This window comes from Mycobacterium sp. 23 (genome assembly GCF_048287075.1).
Classification (GTDB): domain Bacteria; phylum Actinomycetota; class Actinomycetes; order Mycobacteriales; family Mycobacteriaceae; genus Mycobacterium; species Mycobacterium gordonae_B.
This window is the reverse complement of record NZ_JBLVUX010000005.1, coordinates 6,557,645-6,575,268: the sequence shown is the minus strand read 5'-3', so window position 1 is coordinate 6,575,268 and position 17,624 is coordinate 6,557,645. Positions and strand designations below refer to the sequence as shown.

Annotated in this window: 17 protein-coding genes; 6 read left to right on the top strand and 11 right to left on the bottom strand. The window is 68.1% G+C overall.

What is annotated here, in order from left to right:
* Positions 1 to 27 precede the first annotated feature (27 nt).
* Positions 28 to 579: a DUF1641 domain-containing protein gene (locus ACNQS7_RS31080; RefSeq protein WP_418015577.1), complete on the bottom strand. Its 552-nt coding sequence runs from the start codon at positions 577 to 579 to the stop codon at positions 28 to 30.
* Positions 580 to 838: 259 nt separating this feature from the next.
* Here ACNQS7_RS31080 and ACNQS7_RS31075 point away from each other — a divergent pair, with 259 nt between their 5' ends.
* Complete coding sequence (locus tag ACNQS7_RS31075; protein WP_418015576.1) at positions 839 to 1,900, top strand: AraC family transcriptional regulator; 1,062 nt, start codon at positions 839 to 841, stop codon at positions 1,898 to 1,900.
* A gap of 125 nt (positions 1,901 to 2,025) precedes the next feature.
* Here ACNQS7_RS31075 and ACNQS7_RS31070 read toward each other — a convergent pair whose 3' ends face one another.
* From ACNQS7_RS31070 to ACNQS7_RS31055, 4 genes are read right to left on the bottom strand one after another with little or no spacing between them, the layout of a single operon-like run.
* Positions 2,026 to 2,928: a LysR family transcriptional regulator gene (locus ACNQS7_RS31070; protein ID WP_418015575.1), complete on the bottom strand. Its 903-nt coding sequence runs from the start codon at positions 2,926 to 2,928 to the stop codon at positions 2,026 to 2,028.
* Entirely contained in the window at positions 2,925 to 3,875 is a 951-nt protein-coding gene (gene cbbX, locus ACNQS7_RS31065; protein WP_418015574.1) for a CbbX protein, read from the bottom strand. Before cbbX ends, ACNQS7_RS31070 begins: the two co-directional genes overlap by 4 nt.
* Positions 3,872 to 4,297 (bottom strand): ribulose bisphosphate carboxylase small subunit, encoded by a 426-nt coding sequence (locus tag ACNQS7_RS31060; protein WP_065134978.1) that lies wholly within the window; start codon positions 4,295 to 4,297, stop codon positions 3,872 to 3,874. The genes cbbX and ACNQS7_RS31060 overlap by 4 nt, the downstream gene beginning before the upstream one ends.
* Positions 4,298 to 4,309: 12 nt before the next feature.
* Positions 4,310 to 5,740 carry a form I ribulose bisphosphate carboxylase large subunit gene (locus tag ACNQS7_RS31055; RefSeq protein ID WP_055580992.1) on the bottom strand — a complete coding sequence of 477 codons (1,431 nt, stop codon included), beginning with the start codon at positions 5,738 to 5,740 and terminating at the stop codon, positions 4,310 to 4,312.
* A 149-nt stretch (positions 5,741 to 5,889) separates the two neighbouring features.
* On the opposite strand from ACNQS7_RS31055, the gene ACNQS7_RS31050 reads away from it, so the two are divergent.
* The gene (locus ACNQS7_RS31050; protein WP_418015573.1) at positions 5,890 to 6,888 is read left to right on the top strand and encodes a class I fructose-bisphosphate aldolase; all 999 of its coding nucleotides are present in this window, start codon (positions 5,890 to 5,892) and stop codon (positions 6,886 to 6,888) included.
* Here ACNQS7_RS31050 and ACNQS7_RS31045 read toward each other — a convergent pair.
* On the bottom strand, positions 6,876 to 8,057 hold the full coding sequence (locus ACNQS7_RS31045; RefSeq protein ID WP_418016218.1) for a GAF domain-containing protein: 1,182 nt from the start codon (positions 8,055 to 8,057) through the stop codon (positions 6,876 to 6,878). The genes ACNQS7_RS31050 and ACNQS7_RS31045 overlap by 13 nt on opposite strands.
* Positions 8,058 to 8,059: 2 nt before the next feature.
* Positions 8,060 to 8,728: a response regulator gene (locus ACNQS7_RS31040; RefSeq protein WP_055580989.1), complete on the bottom strand. Its 669-nt coding sequence runs from the start codon at positions 8,726 to 8,728 to the stop codon at positions 8,060 to 8,062.
* A 182-nt stretch (positions 8,729 to 8,910) separates the two neighbouring features.
* Between ACNQS7_RS31040 and rpe the strand changes: the two genes are divergently transcribed.
* The 3 genes from rpe to ACNQS7_RS31025 are packed head-to-tail and all read left to right on the top strand — an operon-like array spanning position 8,911 to position 12,323.
* Positions 8,911 to 9,594, top strand: coding sequence for a ribulose-phosphate 3-epimerase (gene rpe, locus ACNQS7_RS31035; RefSeq protein WP_418015572.1), 684 nt, complete (start codon positions 8,911 to 8,913; stop codon positions 9,592 to 9,594).
* On the top strand, positions 9,591 to 11,597 hold the full coding sequence (tkt, locus tag ACNQS7_RS31030; protein WP_418015571.1) for a transketolase: 2,007 nt from the start codon (positions 9,591 to 9,593) through the stop codon (positions 11,595 to 11,597). Before rpe ends, tkt begins: the two co-directional genes overlap by 4 nt.
* Before the next feature lie 6 nt (positions 11,598 to 11,603).
* Positions 11,604 to 12,323: an HAD-IA family hydrolase gene (locus ACNQS7_RS31025; RefSeq protein ID WP_418015570.1), complete on the top strand. Its 720-nt coding sequence runs from the start codon at positions 11,604 to 11,606 to the stop codon at positions 12,321 to 12,323.
* Positions 12,324 to 12,389: 66 nt separating this feature from the next.
* On the opposite strand, the gene hypE is transcribed toward ACNQS7_RS31025, so the two are convergent.
* From hypE to hypF, 4 genes are read right to left on the bottom strand one after another with little or no spacing between them, the layout of a single operon-like run.
* A complete protein-coding gene (gene hypE / locus ACNQS7_RS31020) occupies positions 12,390 to 13,457 on the bottom strand; it encodes a hydrogenase expression/formation protein HypE (RefSeq protein ID WP_418015569.1) in 1,068 nt (355 codons plus the stop codon).
* Positions 13,450 to 14,553, bottom strand: coding sequence for a hydrogenase formation protein HypD (hypD, locus tag ACNQS7_RS31015; protein ID WP_418015568.1), 1,104 nt, complete (start codon positions 14,551 to 14,553; stop codon positions 13,450 to 13,452). Before hypD ends, hypE begins: the two co-directional genes overlap by 8 nt.
* Positions 14,550 to 14,825, bottom strand: a complete 276-nt coding sequence (locus ACNQS7_RS31010; protein ID WP_418015567.1) for a HypC/HybG/HupF family hydrogenase formation chaperone — start codon at positions 14,823 to 14,825, stop codon at positions 14,550 to 14,552. The genes hypD and ACNQS7_RS31010 overlap by 4 nt, the downstream gene beginning before the upstream one ends.
* Entirely contained in the window at positions 14,798 to 17,101 is a 2,304-nt protein-coding gene (gene hypF / locus ACNQS7_RS31005) for a carbamoyltransferase HypF (protein ID WP_418015566.1), read from the bottom strand. Before hypF ends, ACNQS7_RS31010 begins: the two co-directional genes overlap by 28 nt.
* Positions 17,102 to 17,276: 175 nt before the next feature.
* Here hypF and ACNQS7_RS31000 point away from each other — a divergent pair, with 175 nt between their 5' ends.
* The gene (locus tag ACNQS7_RS31000; RefSeq protein ID WP_418015565.1) at positions 17,277 to 17,618 is read left to right on the top strand and encodes a hydrogenase maturation nickel metallochaperone HypA; all 342 of its coding nucleotides are present in this window, start codon (positions 17,277 to 17,279) and stop codon (positions 17,616 to 17,618) included.
* Positions 17,619 to 17,624: the final 6 nt, after the last annotated feature.

Genomic DNA, 17,624 nt, shown 5'->3' with positions numbered 1-17,624 from the left:
GTTGATATTGGGCTGAAAAGTATTTTTTTATTTAGGCAATTGCCGGCCGAATGCCCGGGCTACCTGAATCAGGAATCCCAGGCCCCGGTTGATGTCTTTGTCCTTGCTGACCCGCCACAGCCCGAACAGGCCCTTGGGACCGCCCGGGTCCGCGGCCGCGGCCGCCTTGCCTTCGACGAGCGCCTCCCCCAACTCGGCGAGGACATCGGCCGCCTGCGGGTCGACCAGCGGTGAATTGAGGATCTTGTTCAGCGTGGGCGCGGCGGCCACCAGCGCGGATGCGAGCGAGGCCAGAGTCGCCGCCAGCGCCTGCACGTCCACCGACCCCAACTCGGCCTTGACCTGCTCGAATCCCGGCACCGTCAACGAGGCACCCCGGATCTCCCCGACGGCCGAGGCCACCGACTCGCTGATCTGGTCACCGCGCCGGACCAGGCCGTCGAGGCCGGTCACGAGGATCGCCAGCAAGTCGGCGTGGTCCAGCAGGCTGTTGAGCGACGCGGCGATCGCGGGGTCGTCAAGCCGGTCGCGCAGCTGGTCGCCCGGCGACAGGGCGACAACCTGACCGTTTGCCGACATGGGAACCTCCTAAGCGAATCGAGCGGGCTGCGTCCCGATTCGACAGGGACTGTGGCCTCGATCACAAACTAGCCGCCGCTTCGGACTGTGCCTATCGCTTTCGCGCAGCAGCTGTCAGGATTGCGAACAGTTAAGCGCGTTGGCGCGCGCTCGCCGACCGAGAGGCTTGCATGATCGCCACCGATTCTTTAGTGAACGCCTCACGTTCGCGGTGGCCACTGCCAGGGGATTTACCTGCCGGTTACCGGGGTGCGAAGCGATGTCGCGGCTGACCCGACTCGGGTACATCGACGTCCGCCGGACCGCTCATCCGGTGCGCCGCAAGGTGCGCTCGCGCGGTGTCCCGCCGGCTTTGGCGGATAACGAGATCTTCTACACGGAAAACCCGACCGAGGCCGTGCGGCTGATGGCCAAGGCGTTGGCCCCGCTGTCGTTACATGTGGGCCCCGAGGACGTCGAGGGGTTTGCTGCGACGATGCACGGCGTGCGGCTACGCAACGTCAGCATGCTGTACCTCGACGTCCATGTGACCGCGACCGTCGACATCCCGGCGTTGGGTCAGTACTTCGGCGTGCACATGCCGATGAACGGCCGCGCCCTGGTCGACCATCGTGGGCACAGCTTCGAGTCCAACACCATCCGGGCACTGGTTACCAGTCCCGGCGAGGCCCTGCGCATCCAGTTCGACCACGACTCGCCCCAGCTGCTGATCCGGATCGAGCAGCGCGCGATGGCCGCGCACCTCACCCGGCTGCTGGGCCGCAGTCTGACCAAGCCGCTGGAGTTCGACCCGGAGTTCGACCTGGCGAGCGAAGCCGCGATGCGCTGGCACACGGTGGTGCAACTGATCCACAGCGAGGTGTTCCACCCGGGTTCGCTGATCCAGCGTGGACAGGGCATCGGCGCGATCGAGGAGCTGGTGATGAGCACGCTGCTGCAGTTGCAGCCGTCCAACTACTACGAGGAGTTCCTGCAGCCGGTGCAGCCCGATCCGCGCCGGGCGGTGGTGCATGACGCGATGAACTACATCGACGACCACCTGGCCGAGCGCATCACCATGGACGACCTCGCCAAGGCGGTGCACATGAGCGTCCGGTCAATCCAGCAGGGCTTCCGCGAGGAGCTGAACATGACTCCGATGACCTACGTCCGGGAGCGCCGACTGGAGCGGGTGCACGAGGAGCTGATGGACGCCATGCCGTCGGACGGCGTGACGGTGACCGCGGTCGCGGAGCGCTGGGGGTTCAACCACCTGGGCAGTTTCGCCGTGGAGTACCGCAAGCGGTGGGGTGAGGCGCCGTCGGAGACGCTGCGGCGCTGAGCCGTACTGCCCGATGGGCCGCCAGACTGACACCATGCATACCCGCCGCGGCGTGTCGTGTGCGTGGTGTCAGTGTCGCGCGGCAAGGGCCGGGGCCGGGGCCAACACCCCGGGGGTGGGCCCCGCTATGACGCCCGCCGCACCGCGCTGACCTGCCGCCAGCCCAGTTCGGGGTGCGACACCAGATGCTGGATCAGCAGCTCGGTGGCCATCGGCGGGGTGGGTTGGCTGACCACATGCCAGGGCCGCTTGATCGGCGTGCCCGGCACCGGCAACTCGACGAGCGCACCGGAATCCAGCTCGCGCTGCACCGCCTGCCGCGACACCAGAGTCACGCCCAAGCCGGCGACGGCCGCCGACACCACCGCGCCATGCGATCCCAGCACCAGCTGCGGCGGTGCGACGTCGAGGTCTTCCAGCAACGTCATCAGCGTCGAACGGGTGCCCGACCCCTGCTCGCGCAGCAACCAGGTGGCCGCCGCCGGGACGAACCCGTCGGCAACCGACGGACAGCCGACCACGATTAGCGTGTTGGGGCTGATGGCGCGCACCCGCACCTTCTTGCGCAGCTCCTCGGGCGGGCGTCCGGCAAACACCAGGTCCACTTCGTGCCGGGACAGCATCGGCCACAGTGCGCTGCGCGCGGCCACCTCGACGTGCAGCACCACCCCGGGGTGTTCGGCGCGAAAAGACGCCAGCGCGGCCGGGATCAGCAACTCCCCCGCCGACGTGACCGCGGCCAGTCGGATCGATCCGTTCTCCGGATCCGCCTCGCCGCGGGCGGCCAGGATTGCCTCGTCGTGCAGGCCCAGGATGCGGCGGGCGTACTCCACATAGCGCAAGCCCGCGGGCGTCAGCCGCACTCCCCGCCCGTGCCGGTCGACCAGCGTGATGCCGATGTCCTGACTCAGCGCGCGTATTGCCGAGGAGATCGACGACTCGGTGACCACCAGGCGTTCGGCCGCCCCGCGTACCGAGCCGGAATCGGCCACTTCGACGAGGGCCCGCAAACGTGCGTTGGTGGTCATGCGCTCTCCCGTGTCTCGAACACCCGGCTGGCCAGCAGGTCTACCGCCTCGATGGTGGTCAACTCGGCCAAGCCGACCGGCGTGTCCGCATCGGCCAGCAATCGGCGCGCGTGCCGCAGCCGCGCTCGTTCCAGCGCGTTGCGCACGCTGCGCGCGTTGGCGAACCACGGCTGGTCCCGGCGGCGGTGCAGATACTGATGCAGCACCGCCCGGGCCTCGTCGGAAAACCGGTACCCCAACCCGTCGACCATCAGCCCGGCGATGTCCTCGAGTTCGCCGACGGTGTAGTCCGGGAAGGTGATGTGGTGAGCGATGCGGCTCTGCATGCCGGGATTGGCGGAGAAGAACTGGTCCATCTTGTCGGCGTAGCCGGCCAGGATCACTACCAGGTCGTCGCGGTTGTTCTCCATCACCTGCAGCAGGATCTCGATGGCTTCGCCACCGTAGTCCCGCTCGTTCTCGACTTTGTAGAGGTAGTACGCCTCGTCGATGAACAGGACCCCGCCCATCGCCCGCTTGATGACGTCCTTGGTCTTCGGCGCGGTATGGCCCACGTATTCGCCGACCAGGTCGTCGCGGGTGACGCTCACCAGATGACCGCGGCGCAGGTAACCGAGCCGGTGCAGCAGGTCGGCCATCCGCATCGCGACCGTCGTCTTGCCGGTGCCCGGGTTGCCGGTGAAGCACATGTGCAGCGTGGGCTGGGCCGCCTGGACACCGAACCGCTCCCGCATGCGGTCGACCAGCAGCAGCGCCGCGATCTCGGCAATACGGGTCTTCACCGGCTCCAGGCCGACCAGCTCACGGTCCAACCCGGACAGCACCTCGTCCACCCCCGAGGTGGCCCGGGCCGCCGCCAAGTCGACGACGGCATCCGGGTCCAGGATCTCCGGCTCGGGTTCGGGGTCCGGTTCGGCGGGCGCCGGCCGGTAGCCGAACGCGGTCATGACGACTCGTACCGCTGACCGCTCGGCCGCTCGGTGGCGTAGGCGAAGGTCGAGTAGCCGATCTGGCGGTTGGCCCGCTCGGCGCGGTCGAGGCGGAAGCCGGGCTCCTCGGCGGGGCGGTTGACGATGAACGACAGCGCCGTCGTCTGCCGGCCCAAACTGGCGTCATACGCGTTGAGGCGGATGTAGCTGTTCGGGTTGGCCGCCCGGCAGGCGTTGACCTCGAGCAGCACGCCGGCCGCGTCCTTGAGGTCGAACATCGGCAGGCCCCACATCTCCCAGTAGATGTTGCGCGGGTGCGGGTCGTCGGTGAACTCCACCGACAGCGGCCAGTCGTGGTCGAGCGCGTAGTTGATCTGGGCGGTGATCTCCTCGTCGGTGAAGTCGGGCAGGTAGGAGAAAGTGCCCTGGGTGATTCTCATGGCTGAGCTCCTTTAGACCCGGGTCGGTGTCGCGACGACGTCGGGGGTGTCGGTGGATTCGTAGTTGAAGGTGATGTCGCCCCAGGTGGCCAGCGCGGTGTCCAGCGCCCGGTTGCGCGAGGCGGCCTTCTTCAGGATTTCGGGGCCTTCCTGGTAGTAGTCGCGGCCCTCGTTGCGGGCTTTGATCATGGCTTCCAGCGCGACCCGGTTGGCCTCGGCGCCGGCGGCGATGCCCATCGGGTGGCCGATCGTGCCGCCGCCGAACTGCAGCACCACGTCCTCGCCCAGGTAGTGGATCAGCTGGTGCATCTGGCCCGCGTGGATACCACCGGAGGCGACCGGCATGACGCCCGGCATCGATGCCCACTCCTGGTCGAAGTAGAGGCCCTTGACCGGGTCGGCCTTGACGCTGTCCAACCTCAGGGTGTCGTAGAAGCCGGCGGTGGTGTTGGGGTCGCCTTCGAGCTTGCCGACGACGGTGCCGGCATGGATGTGGTCAACGCCCGCCAGCCGCATCCACTTGGAGATGACCCGGAAGCTGACGCCGTGAGTCTTCTGCCGTGTGTAGGTGCCGTGCCCGGCGCGGTGCAGGTGCAGGATGACGCCGTTGTCGCGGGCCCACTTGGCCATCGACTGGATCGCGGTGTAGCCGATGGTCAGGTCGATCATCACGATCACCGAGCCCAGTTCGGCGGCGAAGTTTGCCCGCTCGTACATCTCCTCCATGGTTCCGGCGGTGATGTTGAGGTAGTGGCCCTTGATCTCGCCGGTCGCGGCCTGCGCCCGGTTGACGGCCTCCATGCAGAACAGGAACCGGTCGCGCCACCGCATGAACGGCTGGGAGTTGATGTTCTCGTCGTCCTTGGTGAAGTCGAGACCGCCGCGCAGGGCTTCGTAGACCACCCGGCCGTAGTTGCGGGCGGAGAGTCCCAGCTTCGGCTTGGTGGTGGCGCCCAGCAGCGGCCGGCCGAACTTACCGAGGTGCTCGCGTTCCATCACGATCCCGTGCGCGGGCCCCTGGAAGGTCTTGACGTAGTGGGTAGGGATCCGCATGTCCTCCAAACGCAGCGCCTTGAGCGGCTTGAACCCGAACACGTTGCCGATGATCGAGCTGGTCAGGTTGGCGATCGACCCTTCCTCGAACAGGTCGAGGTCGTAGGCGATCCAGGCGATCCACTGCCCGGGCGTGTTAGGCACCGCGTCGACGCGATAGCACTTGGCCTGATAGTGCTCGAAGGTGGTGAGCCGGTCGGTCCACACCACCGTCCAGGTCGCGGTGCTCGATTCACCGGCGACGGCAGCGCCGGCCTCCTCGGGCGGCACCCCCTCCTGCGGTGTGATCCGGAAGGCACACAACACGTCGGTGTCCTTCGGCACGTAGTCCGGCTGCCAGTAGCCCATTTCTGCATACGGGATGACTCCCGCGTTCCATCTCTCTGTCATGGCTCGAATCGTGGCATCGTGATACTGAAGCTGTCTATCGAGATTAGGCCATCGATTCTGAAGTAAATGATTAAGTCTGCATGTCACCCCCGCCGGTTCCACCATTCGGGTGAGGACCAGGTGTCGGCGGTCTTTCTACGGTGTGCGCCATGAACACATGCAGGAAGATCGCTCAGGCCATGACCGCTCCCGGCAAAGGAATTCTCGCCGCGGACGAGAGCGTGGCGACAATGTCCAGCCGGCTGGAGCAGGCGGGCGTCACCGCCACCGCGGACAGCCGGCGCATCTACCGCGAAATCCTGACCAGCACGCCGGGGCTGGCCGACGGTGTCTCCGGAATCATCTTCTGCGAGGAGACTCTCGCCCAGGTGTTCAGCGACGGCCGACCGTTCGCCCAGGCGGTCCGCGACCTCGGCATGCTGCCCGGCATCAAGGTCGACACCGGGGCCAAGCCGTGCCCGGGCCTCCCCGGTGAAACCGTCACCGAAGGGTTGGACGGCCTGCCGGCCCGGCTCGCCCGCTACGCGGAGATGGGCGCGGCGTTCGCCAAGTGGCGCGCGGTGTTCACCATCAGCGACAACACCCCGAGCTGGGGTGCGATCGCGTGCAATGCCAATGCGCTGGCCCGCTACGCCGCCGCCTGTCAGGAGGCCGGCATCGTGCCGATCGTCGAACCCGAGGTGCTGATGACAGGTGATCACAGCATCCAGCGCTGCGCAGAGGTGACCGCCAGCGTGCACGCCGCCGTCCGCCAGCAACTCGGCCTGCTTCGGGTGGACCTGGCCGGCATCGTGCTCAAACCCAACATGGTCATCGAGGGCGAGCGCCACCCGGTCCAGGCGACCGCGGAACAGGTGGCCGAGGCGACGGTGTCGGTGCTGCGTGCGTGGCCGGGCGACCTGGCCGGCGTCGCGTTCCTGTCCGGGGGCCAGTCCCCGGACCGCGCCACAGCAAACCTCACCGCACTGCAGGCCCACCAGACGCCATGGCCGCTGACGTTCTCGTTCGGCCGGGCGTTGGTGTCGCCGGCACTGATGGCGTGGCGCGGCGACGAGCTGAAGATCGGTGCCGCGCAGAATGCGTTATCCAGCCACGTGAACGCCAACGCCGCGGCGCTGCGGCTGCGCGGCGAGCTTCAGCCGGCCTGAGCCGGCAGGGGCACGGTCACCGTGACCGTGGTGCCCGATCCCGGTGTGGACCGGACCGCCAGCCGACCGCCCACCAGCTCCGCGCGCTCTGTCATCGACAGCATCCCGTAACTGGTCGGCGCCCGGCCTGGAGACGGCGTGAAACCCACGCCGTCGTCGGAGACCTGCAGCCGGGCCTCGCCGTCGGAAACCGCGAAACGCACGATGGCCGTCATCGCCTTGGAGTGTTTGACCACGTTCTGCAGGCACTCCTGGGCGATGCGGTACAGCGCCACTTCGACATGTTCGGAGAGCCGCTCGTCGGCCAACTCGAGATCGAGGTCAACCTCGGGGATGGTCGACGCCAGGCTGGCCAGGCCGCCGGCCAGGCCGAGGTCGTCGAGGACCGGCGGGCGCAGGCCGCCGATCGCCGATCGGGCCTCGGCCAGCGTGAGGTCGACCAGGTCGCGGGCCTTCTCCAGCTGTTCGGTGGCTTCGACGGAGTCGTCGATCTCGACGGCACGGGCGGCGGCGTCGAGCCGGTAACTGAGGCTGACCAGTCGCTGGCTGATGCCGTCGTGGATGTCTCCGGCCAGTCGCCTGCGCTCGGATTCCTGAGCGGCGATCACCTGTTCGGCGAAGTTGCCGTGCACCCGCTCCTTGGCCGCCAGCTGCCGGTGTACCCGGGCCTGGTCGAGGGCGCCGGCGGTCAGCCGGCCGATGGCCAGCAACAATTGGATGTCGCGTTCGGTGAACTCGCGCCGGGCCACGGTGTGCACGTTGAGGACGCCGACGAGCCGTCCCAGGCCGGTCTCCATCGGCACCGACGCCATCGAGGTGAAATCCGAGCCGCGCAGCGCCGCGATCGGCACGTAGCGGGGGTCCTCGTCCTTGCCGCTGGTGATGACGACAGGTTCGCGGTGCTGGGCCACCCAGCCGGAGACGCCCTCGCCCAGCCGCAGCTGCACCTGGCCGATGTACTCGTCGAACGGCGGCGTCGCGCCGGCCAGCGTCAGCGAACCGCCGGAGTCGTCGAGCACGTGCACGAAGCACACGTCGGATGCGGTGGCGGCGGTGATGAGCCGGGCGACGGCCGCGGCCACCGGTTCCACCGCCGGCCCGCTGCCGGTGGCGGCCACGATGTCGAGGAGCAGCGCCACCTCGCGGTCGGCGTCCACCAGACCGCGCACGTTCACTGGTAGATCCCCTCGCGCAGGGCCACCGCGACCGCGGCGGTGCGGTCGTTGACGCCCAGCTTGCGGTAGATGGAACGCAGGTGACTCTTCACCGTCTCGTCGCCGATGACGAGTTTGCCGGCGATGCCCCGATTGGACAGGCCGGCGACCACGAACGACAGAATCTCGCTTTCGCGCTGACTCAGGCCCTGGCGCGCTCCCGGCCAGAATTCGTCGCGCTGCAGGCGGGCGGCGGTGTCGGCGGCGCGGGCGGCCAAGCCGGCGTCGATGGCGGTCGAACCCCCCTGCACATACTCGAGCTGGCGCACCAGTTCGTCGCTGCTGATGCCCTTGAGCAGGTAACCGGATGCGCCCACCCGCAGCGCCTGGAAGAGGTACTGCTCGTCCTCGTAGACCGACAGCAGGATCACCTTGGACGCCGGGTTGCGCTCCCGGATGGTGCGGCACAGATCGAGCCCGCTGGCGCCCTGCATGCGCACATCGCACAGCACGATGTCGGGCCGCAGGCTGTCGATGACCCCGATCGCGTTCTCGGCGCCGACCGCCTCCCCGACCACCCGTACCCGGTTCTTGAAAGACGCGAGCATGGCCTTGAGACCTTCGATCACCATTTCGTGGTCATCGACCAATACGACGCGAACGGGTGTCGCGGTTACCACCGTCATGCATTAACGATAAAGGCAACGGCAACCTTTTATTCCGCCGACTGGGAATTTCACGACGCAACACGCCGACGGGGCCGTCGTGCATTCCACAGTCGCCAAGTGCCATACCCCCGAATTACCCCCCGCGATGGGGATTCGTCGTTGACGGGCGGGTCCTAGGTTGACGGCATGGAGGTGTTGAGGTGACGAACCCAGTCTTGGTCGCATCCGTGCTGCCGGCCGACTTCGCCGAGCTCGGCCGCGACGTGGCGGAGATCGAGCACGCCGGCGTCGACCGCATCCAGTGGGACGTCATGGACGGCCGGTTCGTGCCGAACCTGACGTTCGGGCCCGACGTGATCGCCGCCTGCCGCGACATCGTGACGATGGGATTCGAGGCGCACCTGATGGTCGAGGATCCCGATCCGATGCTGCCACGGTGGGTGGAGGCGGGCTGCGGGATCGTCATCGTGCATGCCGAAGCATGTCGTCACCTGCACCGCACCCTGTCCAGCATCCGCGAACTCGGCGCGCGCGCCGGTGTGGCGCTCAATCCCGCCACTCCCCTGGCCGCGGTCGTCGACGTGCTCGACATCACCGATCTGCTGTTGATCATGACGGTCAACCCAGGATTCGGCGGACAACGGTATCTGGCAAGCATGGAACCCAAGATCGCGGCCGCCAGAGCCGAAATCGACAGTCGCGGACTGGAAATCGAGCTCGAAGTGGACGGCGGCATCGGCCCGTCCACGATCGGCCGTGCCGCGGCCGCCGGCGCCGACGTGTTCTGCGCCGGGTCCGCGTTGTTCGCCGGCCCTATGACTGAGCGCGCCGAGGCGCTCCGCTCCGCCGCTCGTGAAACCAACGGAAGACTGGTGACCCAATGACCATCGCGCCGCTCGCCAACGAAACATCGACCCGCACCGACGAATTGGACCAGCTCGCGATCAACACGCTGCGGTTTCTGGCCGCCGACGGCGTGCAGGCCGCCAACAGCGGGCACCCCGGGTTGCCGCTGGGCACCAGCGCCATCGCCTGGACGCTGTGGTCGCGGCATCTGCGCCACGACCCCGCCGACCCGCGCTGGCCCGACCGGGACCGGTTCGTGCTCTCCGCCGGCCACGGCTCCATGCTGCTGTACGCCCTGCTGCATGTCTTTGGATACGACCTACCGGTCAGCCAGCTGCGCAGGTTCCGTCAGCTCGGCTCGACAACACCGGGCCATCCCGAATACGGTCACACGCCCGGCGTCGAAACCACGACAGGACCTCTGGGACAGGGCATTGCGAACGCGGTCGGCATGGCGCTGGCTGAGCGGATGCTGGCCGCCCGCTGCAACACCGACGACCACTCCGTGGTCGGCCACCGCACCTGGGTGCTGGCCGGCGACGGAGACCTGATGGAGGGCATCAGCCACGAGGCCGCCTCGCTGGCCGGCCGGTTGCGGCTGGGCAGGCTGGTCGTCATCTTCGACGACAACGACATCACCATCGACGGACCGGCGTCGCAGAGTTGCGCCGACGACGTCGAGGGCCGGTTCGCGGCGTACGGGTGGCGGGTGCTCAGCGTTGCCGACGGCAACGACGTGCCTGCCCTCGACCGGGCGTTCACCGAAGCGACCGACGGTGACGGACGCCCGACGCTGATCCGGGTGCGCACCACCATCGGCTTCGGCGCTCCCGGAGTCGAGGGAACGCCGAAAGCCCATGGCAGCCCGCTGGGTTCGGATGTGCTCCAGGCGATGCGCGCCCGCCTGGACTGGCCCGACGAGCAGTTCCACGTGCCGCTCGCGGTGGGTGCGGCCGCGGCGGTCGTCGCCGCTCGCGGAGCCGCGGCGCACGCGCAGTGGGCGCAGACGCATGCGGCATGGCAGGTCGACCACCCGCAGCTGTCCACCGATTTCCCGTTGGACTGCGTCCCGGTTGCCGACGATCTGTCGGTGCTGACGCCGCTGGCCGACGGGGCCGTCCCAGGCGGAAAGTCGGCCACCCGCAAGGCCTCCGGCACGGCGCTCAATGCGCTGGCCGCGGTCTACCCGGGTCTGGTCGGCGGGTCGGCGGACCTGGCCGCCTCGACCAACACCGCCATCCCCGGCGGGGACGTCACACCGGAAGACTTCAGCGGTCGCACAATCCATTTCGGGATCCGCGAGCATGCCATGGCGGCGGTCATGAACGGCATCGCCCTGCACGGTGGGCTGCGGCCGTTCGGGAGCACCTTCCTGGTGTTCGCCGACTATCTGCGGCCGGCCCTGCGGCTGTCGGCGTTGATGAAGCTGCCGGTGGTGTACGTGTTCACCCACGACTCGGTGCATGTCGGTGAGGACGGTCCCACGCATCAGCCCATCGAGCAGCTGGAGTCATTGCGGCTCATCCCGGGTCTGACCGTGCTGCGGCCGGCCGATGCCGCCGAGACCGCACTGGCGTGGCAGATCGCCGCGGACAACGCCGACGGCCCAACGGTTCTGGTGCTGAGCCGCCAGGACTTGCCGGAGCTCGGCGGCGCCGGCCTCGACGACGTGCGCCAGTACGGCATGCGGGTGGTGCGGCCGGTCGCCGACACCCCGCACGTGATGCTGGCGGCCAGCGGGTCTGAAGTGGCGCTGGCGATGCAGGCCGCAGAGCTGTTGGGCGAGCGCGGGATAGCGGCGATCGTGGTGTCGGCTATGTGGCGGGAACGGATTGCGGCGTTGCCGGATCTGCCGGTGGTGTGGATCGAGGCCGGGGTCGGCATCGGTTGGCGGGCGCTGGCCAGACCATGTGACGCGGTCATCGGCATCGAGTGCTTCGGCGCGAGCGGACCGGGGCCGGAGGTGGCCGCGCATCTGGGCCTTACCGCGTCCGCGGTCGCCGAAGCGGCACTGCACAGCATCGCGCGCGCGTCCGGGTGAGGAATCGTGTTGCAAGCGGTCATCTTCGACGTCGACGGGACGTTGGCCGACACCGAGCGCAACGGTCATCGGCTGGCGTTCAACGACGCGTTCGCCAAGCACGGACTGGACATCGTCTGGACGCCCGAGACCTACGGTCGCCTGCTGGCGATCGCCGGTGGGCGCCGCCGCATCACACATGACCTGCGACAGCGGGGATTCGGCACCCGCGCCGGCCGGTTGGCCGAGGACGTGCACAGGACCAAGACGGCGCTGTTCACCATGCGCGTCCTCAACGGCGCGATCTGCGCCCGTCCCGGACTGTCGAAGCTGATCGTCGACCTGCACCGGTCCGGTGTCAGGGTGGCCATCGCGACGACCGGGCGCCGGCGCTGGGTAGAGCCACTGGTCCGGCACGTCGTTGGGGACGGTGTCGCCGAGGTGATCGTCACCGGCGACGACGTCGAACGGCTCAAGCCCGACCCCGAGGCGTACCTGGCGGCGCTGGCCCGGCTGGCGTTGCGGCCCGAAGATGTTCTGGCGGTCGAGGATTCGGCTATCGGCCTGCGGGCGGCGCATTCGGCCGGGCTGGCCACGCTGGTGGTCACCAACGGGTACACCGTCGGCCAGGATTTCACCGGCGCGGCGGCGGTGCGACCGGGGTTCGACCGGCCCGCGCAACTGCTTGCCGAGGGCTGCCGCGACGTGCACCGGCAATGGTGGGCGGACGCAGCACGCCGAGCGTGAATTCCACGACGGCACATCGGCGTGTCGCGTCGTGAAATTCCCACTCGGCGCTATGGCCGGGACGCCTCAGCAGATCCGCGGAAGCTGTTCGCCCAGTTGACGTTCGATCACCTGGGTGGTGCCGAAAGGCGTCTTGCCCACCACCATGCCAGGGTGCTCGGCGACTACGCGACCGATGAGCGCCGCGTCGGCACCCTCCGGTCGGGCCCTCATCGCATCCAACACGGCCTCGCTGTGCGACGGGTCGACGAACGCCACCATTTTGCCCTCGTTGGCCACTTGCAGCGGGTCCAGTCCCAGGAACGAACAGGCCGACGACACCGTCTCCGGCACCGGGATCACAGCCAGATCCAACTCGACACCCACCGAGGCGGCGCGCGCGATCTCGACCACCGACGCGACCAGCCCACCCCGGGTCGGATCGCGCAGCGTGTGTACGGCCGCTCCCCCGGCTGCCAGCATCGCCGCGACCAGATGGTGCAGCGGCGCGCTGTCGGTGGTCACCACGGTGCCGAAGTCGATGCCTTCGCGGACGCTCATGATGGCCACGCCGTGCTCACCGAGGTTGCCCGACACGATGATGTGGTCGCCGGGGCGGGCCCGTTCCGGTCCGATGTGAACCCCCGGCGGGACCACCCCGACCCCTGCGGTGTTGACGAAAAGCCCGTCTGCACTGCCCTTTGCAACCACCTTGGTGTCACCGGTGACGATGCCGACGCCGGCACTCGCGGCCGCCTTGCCCATGGTTTCGGCGACGGCACCGAGCACGTCGAGTTCCAGCCCCTCCTCCAGGATGAACCCGGCCGTCAGACCGATGGGTTGCGCTCCGCTGCAGGCCAGGTCGTTGATGGTGCCGTTGACGGCCAAGTCTCCGATGTTGCCGCCGGGGAAGAAAAGCGGTTGCACCACATAGGAATCCGTGGTCAGTGCGATGCGCCCGCCGGCGACATCGAGCAGCGCCGAGTCACGCGCGACACCGGCTGCACCACCGAACGCCGGCAGGAAGAGGTTTTCGATCAACTCCTCGGACAGCACCCCGCCGCCACCGTGGCCCAGCACGATGCGTTTGGTCTCGCGCAACGGCAACGGGCACACCCAGTCCGCGGGATCGATCGCGACGGGCGGCTCAGGCATGCGCGGACGCTTCCAGCCGCCGGAACTGGTAGTAGGCCGCGCAGGCGCCTTCGCTGGACACCATGGTCGCGCCCAGCGGGGTCCGCGGCGTGCAGGACTTGCCGAACGCCGGGCACTCGTTCGGCTTAAGCAGTCCCTGCAGCACTTCCCCGCTGTGGCATTCCGCAGACTCGGACACCCGCAGGTGTCCCACGCCGAACTTCAGCTCCGCGTCGAACTGCGCGTAGCGGGGTGACAGGGTCCACCCTGACTTGGGGATCATGCCGATCCCCCGCCACTGCCGGTCGGTCACCACGAAGACCTCGGAAAGGGTTTGTTGGGCAACGGTATTGCCCACGGCGGTCACCGCTCGCGGATAGGCATTGCGCAACTCCGGCGTTCCGGCCTCGAGCAGATCCACCACCTGGCGCACGCCTTCGAGCAGGTCCAGAGGTTCGAAACCGGTGACCACGATCGGGACGCCGAATTCCTCAACCAGCGGCCCGTATTCACCGGTGCCCATCACCGTGCAGACGTGGCCGGCCGCCAGGAAACCCTCGACCCGGTTGGTCGGCGAACTCAGGATCGCCGTCATGGCCGGCGGCACCAGCACATGCGAGACCAGCATCGAAAAGTTCGTCAGGCCGAGGCGCTGCGCGTGCACCACCGCCATCGCGTTGGCCGGTGCGGTGGTCTCGAAGCCGACTCCGAAGAACACCACCTCTTTGTCGGGGTTGTCCGCCGCGACCCGGGTCGCATCCAGGGGCGAGTAGACGATGCGGACGTCACCGCCGCGGGCCCGGACACCGAACAGGTCCTGGCTACTCCCGGGCACCCGCAGCATGTCGCCGAAGGAACAGAAGATGACGTCCTCACGCATCGCGATCTCCAGGGCCCGGTCGATCATCTCCAGCGGCGTCACACAAACCGGGCAACCGGGTCCGTGGATGAATTCCACCGCACCGTCCAGCAACTGGTCGATCCCGTTGCGGATGATCGAATGCGTCTGTCCGCCACAGACTTCCATGATGGTCCAGGTCTTGGTGGCGCGCTTCTTGATGTGGTCCACCAGCGTGCGGGCAGCCACCGGATCGCGGAACTCGTCGAGGTACTTCATGCCGGCTCCCTCCTGACCTGTCCCTGGTCGCCGGACAGCTCCTCGTCCAGAACCCCGAGTTCTTCGAACATCCGCAGGGTCTCCTGCGCCGAAGCCTCGTCGAGGCGGGTGATCGCGAATCCGGCGTGCACGATCGTGTATTCGCCGATCTGCATGTCCGGCAGGTACGCCAGGCACACGGTCTTGGTGGTACCACCGAAGTCGACGGTGCACATCCGCGTCCCCGCCTCCTCCCAGGTGTCGACTACCTTGCCGGGAATTCCGAGACACATACGCTGGTCCCCCTTTCTTGTTGCTGCGCCGCAATGACGGCCTGACCCAACGCCAGACCGCCGTCGTTGCACGGCAGCACAGCATGTGTCAGCACCTCAAACCCCAAGCCGACCAGCTCGTCACGCAGCCCTTCGCGCAACAGCCGGTTGACGAAGACACCACCGGTCAGCCCGACGGTCCCCGCCGCCGCCTGGGTTACCACCTGCACCGTCGCCGCTATCACCGCATCATGAAAACCCGCGGCCAGATCGGCCGCCGGAGTGCCGCTGCGCAACCCGCGCACCAACGCCGCCACCAGTGGCGCCGGGTCCAAAACGCCTGCAGTGACACCGAATTCCAGCGGCACGGCATGACCGCGACGGGCCAGGTGTTCGAGTTCGACGGCCGCCTGCCCCTCGTAGGTCACATCCTGGCAGACGCCGAGCAGGCTGGCCACCGCGTCGAACAAGCGGCCCATGCTGCTGGTCTGCACACACCCGACGCTCCGCGGTATCTGCTGAGCCAGCACATGAAGTTCGTTATCGCTCATATCGTCGACCGCGGGAATCCCCGGCGCCCAGTCGATTCCGGCCCGATGCAGCAGATCGAGCGTGATCCGGCCGGGCCGGCGCACCGCTCCGTCGCCACCCGGCAGCGCGAAGGGCGCGAGATGTCCCATCCGGGTGAACGACGCCGGGTCGGTGACCATCAGGAATTCACCACCCCAGATAGATCCGTCGGTGCCGTAGCCGGTGCCGTCGAAGGCGACCGCGAGCATCGGCGTGCCGAGCCGTCCGTGCTCGGCGAGCAACGACACGGCGTGGGCGTGGTGATGCTGGATCTGAACCACCGGCCGCCCCTGGCGGCGCGCCCAGTGGGTGGTCGCGTACGCCGGATGCAGGTCACAGGCGATGAGGCCTGGACGACTGTCGGTCATGAACGCCAGGTGGTCCAGTGCTGATTCGAAACAGGACTGAGTGCGTGGGTCGGCCATGTCGCCCAGGTGCGACGACATGTGCGCATGGCCGTCGGGAGACATCAGGCAGAACGTGGTCTTGAGGTCGCCGCCGGTGGCCAGAATCGGCACGCGTGTCGTCGTGACGGGCACCGAGACCGGCAGCGGCGCGTAACCGCGGGACCGCCGGATCGGCACCACGCTGCCGTCGCCGTCCACGGCGAGCACCGAGTCCTCGCAGGGGACGTGGATGGGACGGTCGTGCGTGAGCACCGCGTCCGCGAGACCGTCGATCCAGCCCAGGTCGCCGTCGCGGAAGACGATCGGGGATCCGCCGCTGTTCGCCGACGTCATCACCAGCGGCACCGGACCCAACCGGTCGAACAGCAGGTGGTGCAGGGGCGAATATGCCAGCATCACACCGATGTCCGATAGCCCCGGAGCCACCGCGGCCTGCACCGGACCGTCTCGCCCGGGCAGCAGCACGATCGGCGCCGCCGGCGACCGCAACAGGTTCGCCGTCTCCCCGTCAACCCGGCAGATGCGCTGGGCGGCAGCGACATCGGCGGTCATGACGGCAAACGGTTTGGCCGGCCGGGTTTTACGCCGCCTCAGCTCGGACACCGCGGCAGCGTCGTCGGCGCGGCAGGCAAGGTGAAAGCCGCCGATACCCTTCACGGCGACAATCAGGCCGTCGTTGATCGCGGCAGCCGCGGCCCCCAGCGGATCGCTACCCGCACCGGGGCCGTGCCATGACAGGGCCGGCCCGCAGTCCGGGCAGGCGATGGTCTGCGCGTGGAAGCGGCGGTCCAGCGGGTCGCGGTATTCGGTCGCGCACCGCGCACACATCTCAAAAAGCGCCATGGTGGTTGCGGGACGGTCATAAGGCAGGTCGGTGATGACCGTGTAGCGGGGCCCGCAGTTGGTGCATGTGATGAACGGGTGGCCGTAGCGGCGGTCGCCGGGGTCACGCAGTTCGCGCAGGCAGTCGTCGCAGATTGCGATGTCCGGCGGGACCAGAGTGCGGCGGTCGTCGCCGCTGCGGCTCGCCACGATCCGGAATCCCGACTCGCCGGTCGGGGCCAGCGGAGTGGTCCGGATCGAATCGATGCGGGCCATCGGAGGGTGATCGGTGCCGATTTCGAGCGCCGCGGCATCGACCGCGTCGGGCGCGCCCTCCAACTCACAGTGCACCGATCCGGAGTCGTTGTAGATGCAGCCGGACAGGCCGTGCCGCGCGGCGATGCGCGCGACGGCGGGGCGGAATCCAACGCCTTGGACCACGCCCGCGATGTCGAGTCGCAACCGCACGCTTGTCACCGTGCCACTCCGACTGCCCACCCGAACCTCCTGAGCAGCAAGGACCCCCGTGCCTACAGGGCTGGCGGCACGGGCGGTCTCGCTCAGGCTAGACCTGCCCAAATGTGCCGACAATCACAATTTCGCACACAAAGTCTGCGTTTTTCCGCACCCAATCTTCGCGACACCGATAACTCCGACAGGGCAGCATGGTGTAGTGCACGAATTGTCGCTCTGCCATGCCATCGCGGGCGTGGTCAAGCCGCACGCGGCAGGTCGTCACGTCGACGTGGTCCGGGTCCAGGTCGGCGCACTACGCCAGGTGGTACCGGAGTCGCTGGAATTCTGCTGGTCACTGGTGTGTCAGCACCTCGACGACACGATGGTCGATACCGCCCTGGAGCTCGAGTTCGTCACCGCCGAGGTGCAGTGCCGGAGCTGCGGACGACGTTCGCCGATCGAGTCTCGATGGTCGGTGTGCTGCCCGGAGTGCGAGAGTGCCGATGTCGAGGTGGTCCGGGGCAACGAGTTCCTGGTCACCTCGGTTCTGGTGTCATGAAAGGTC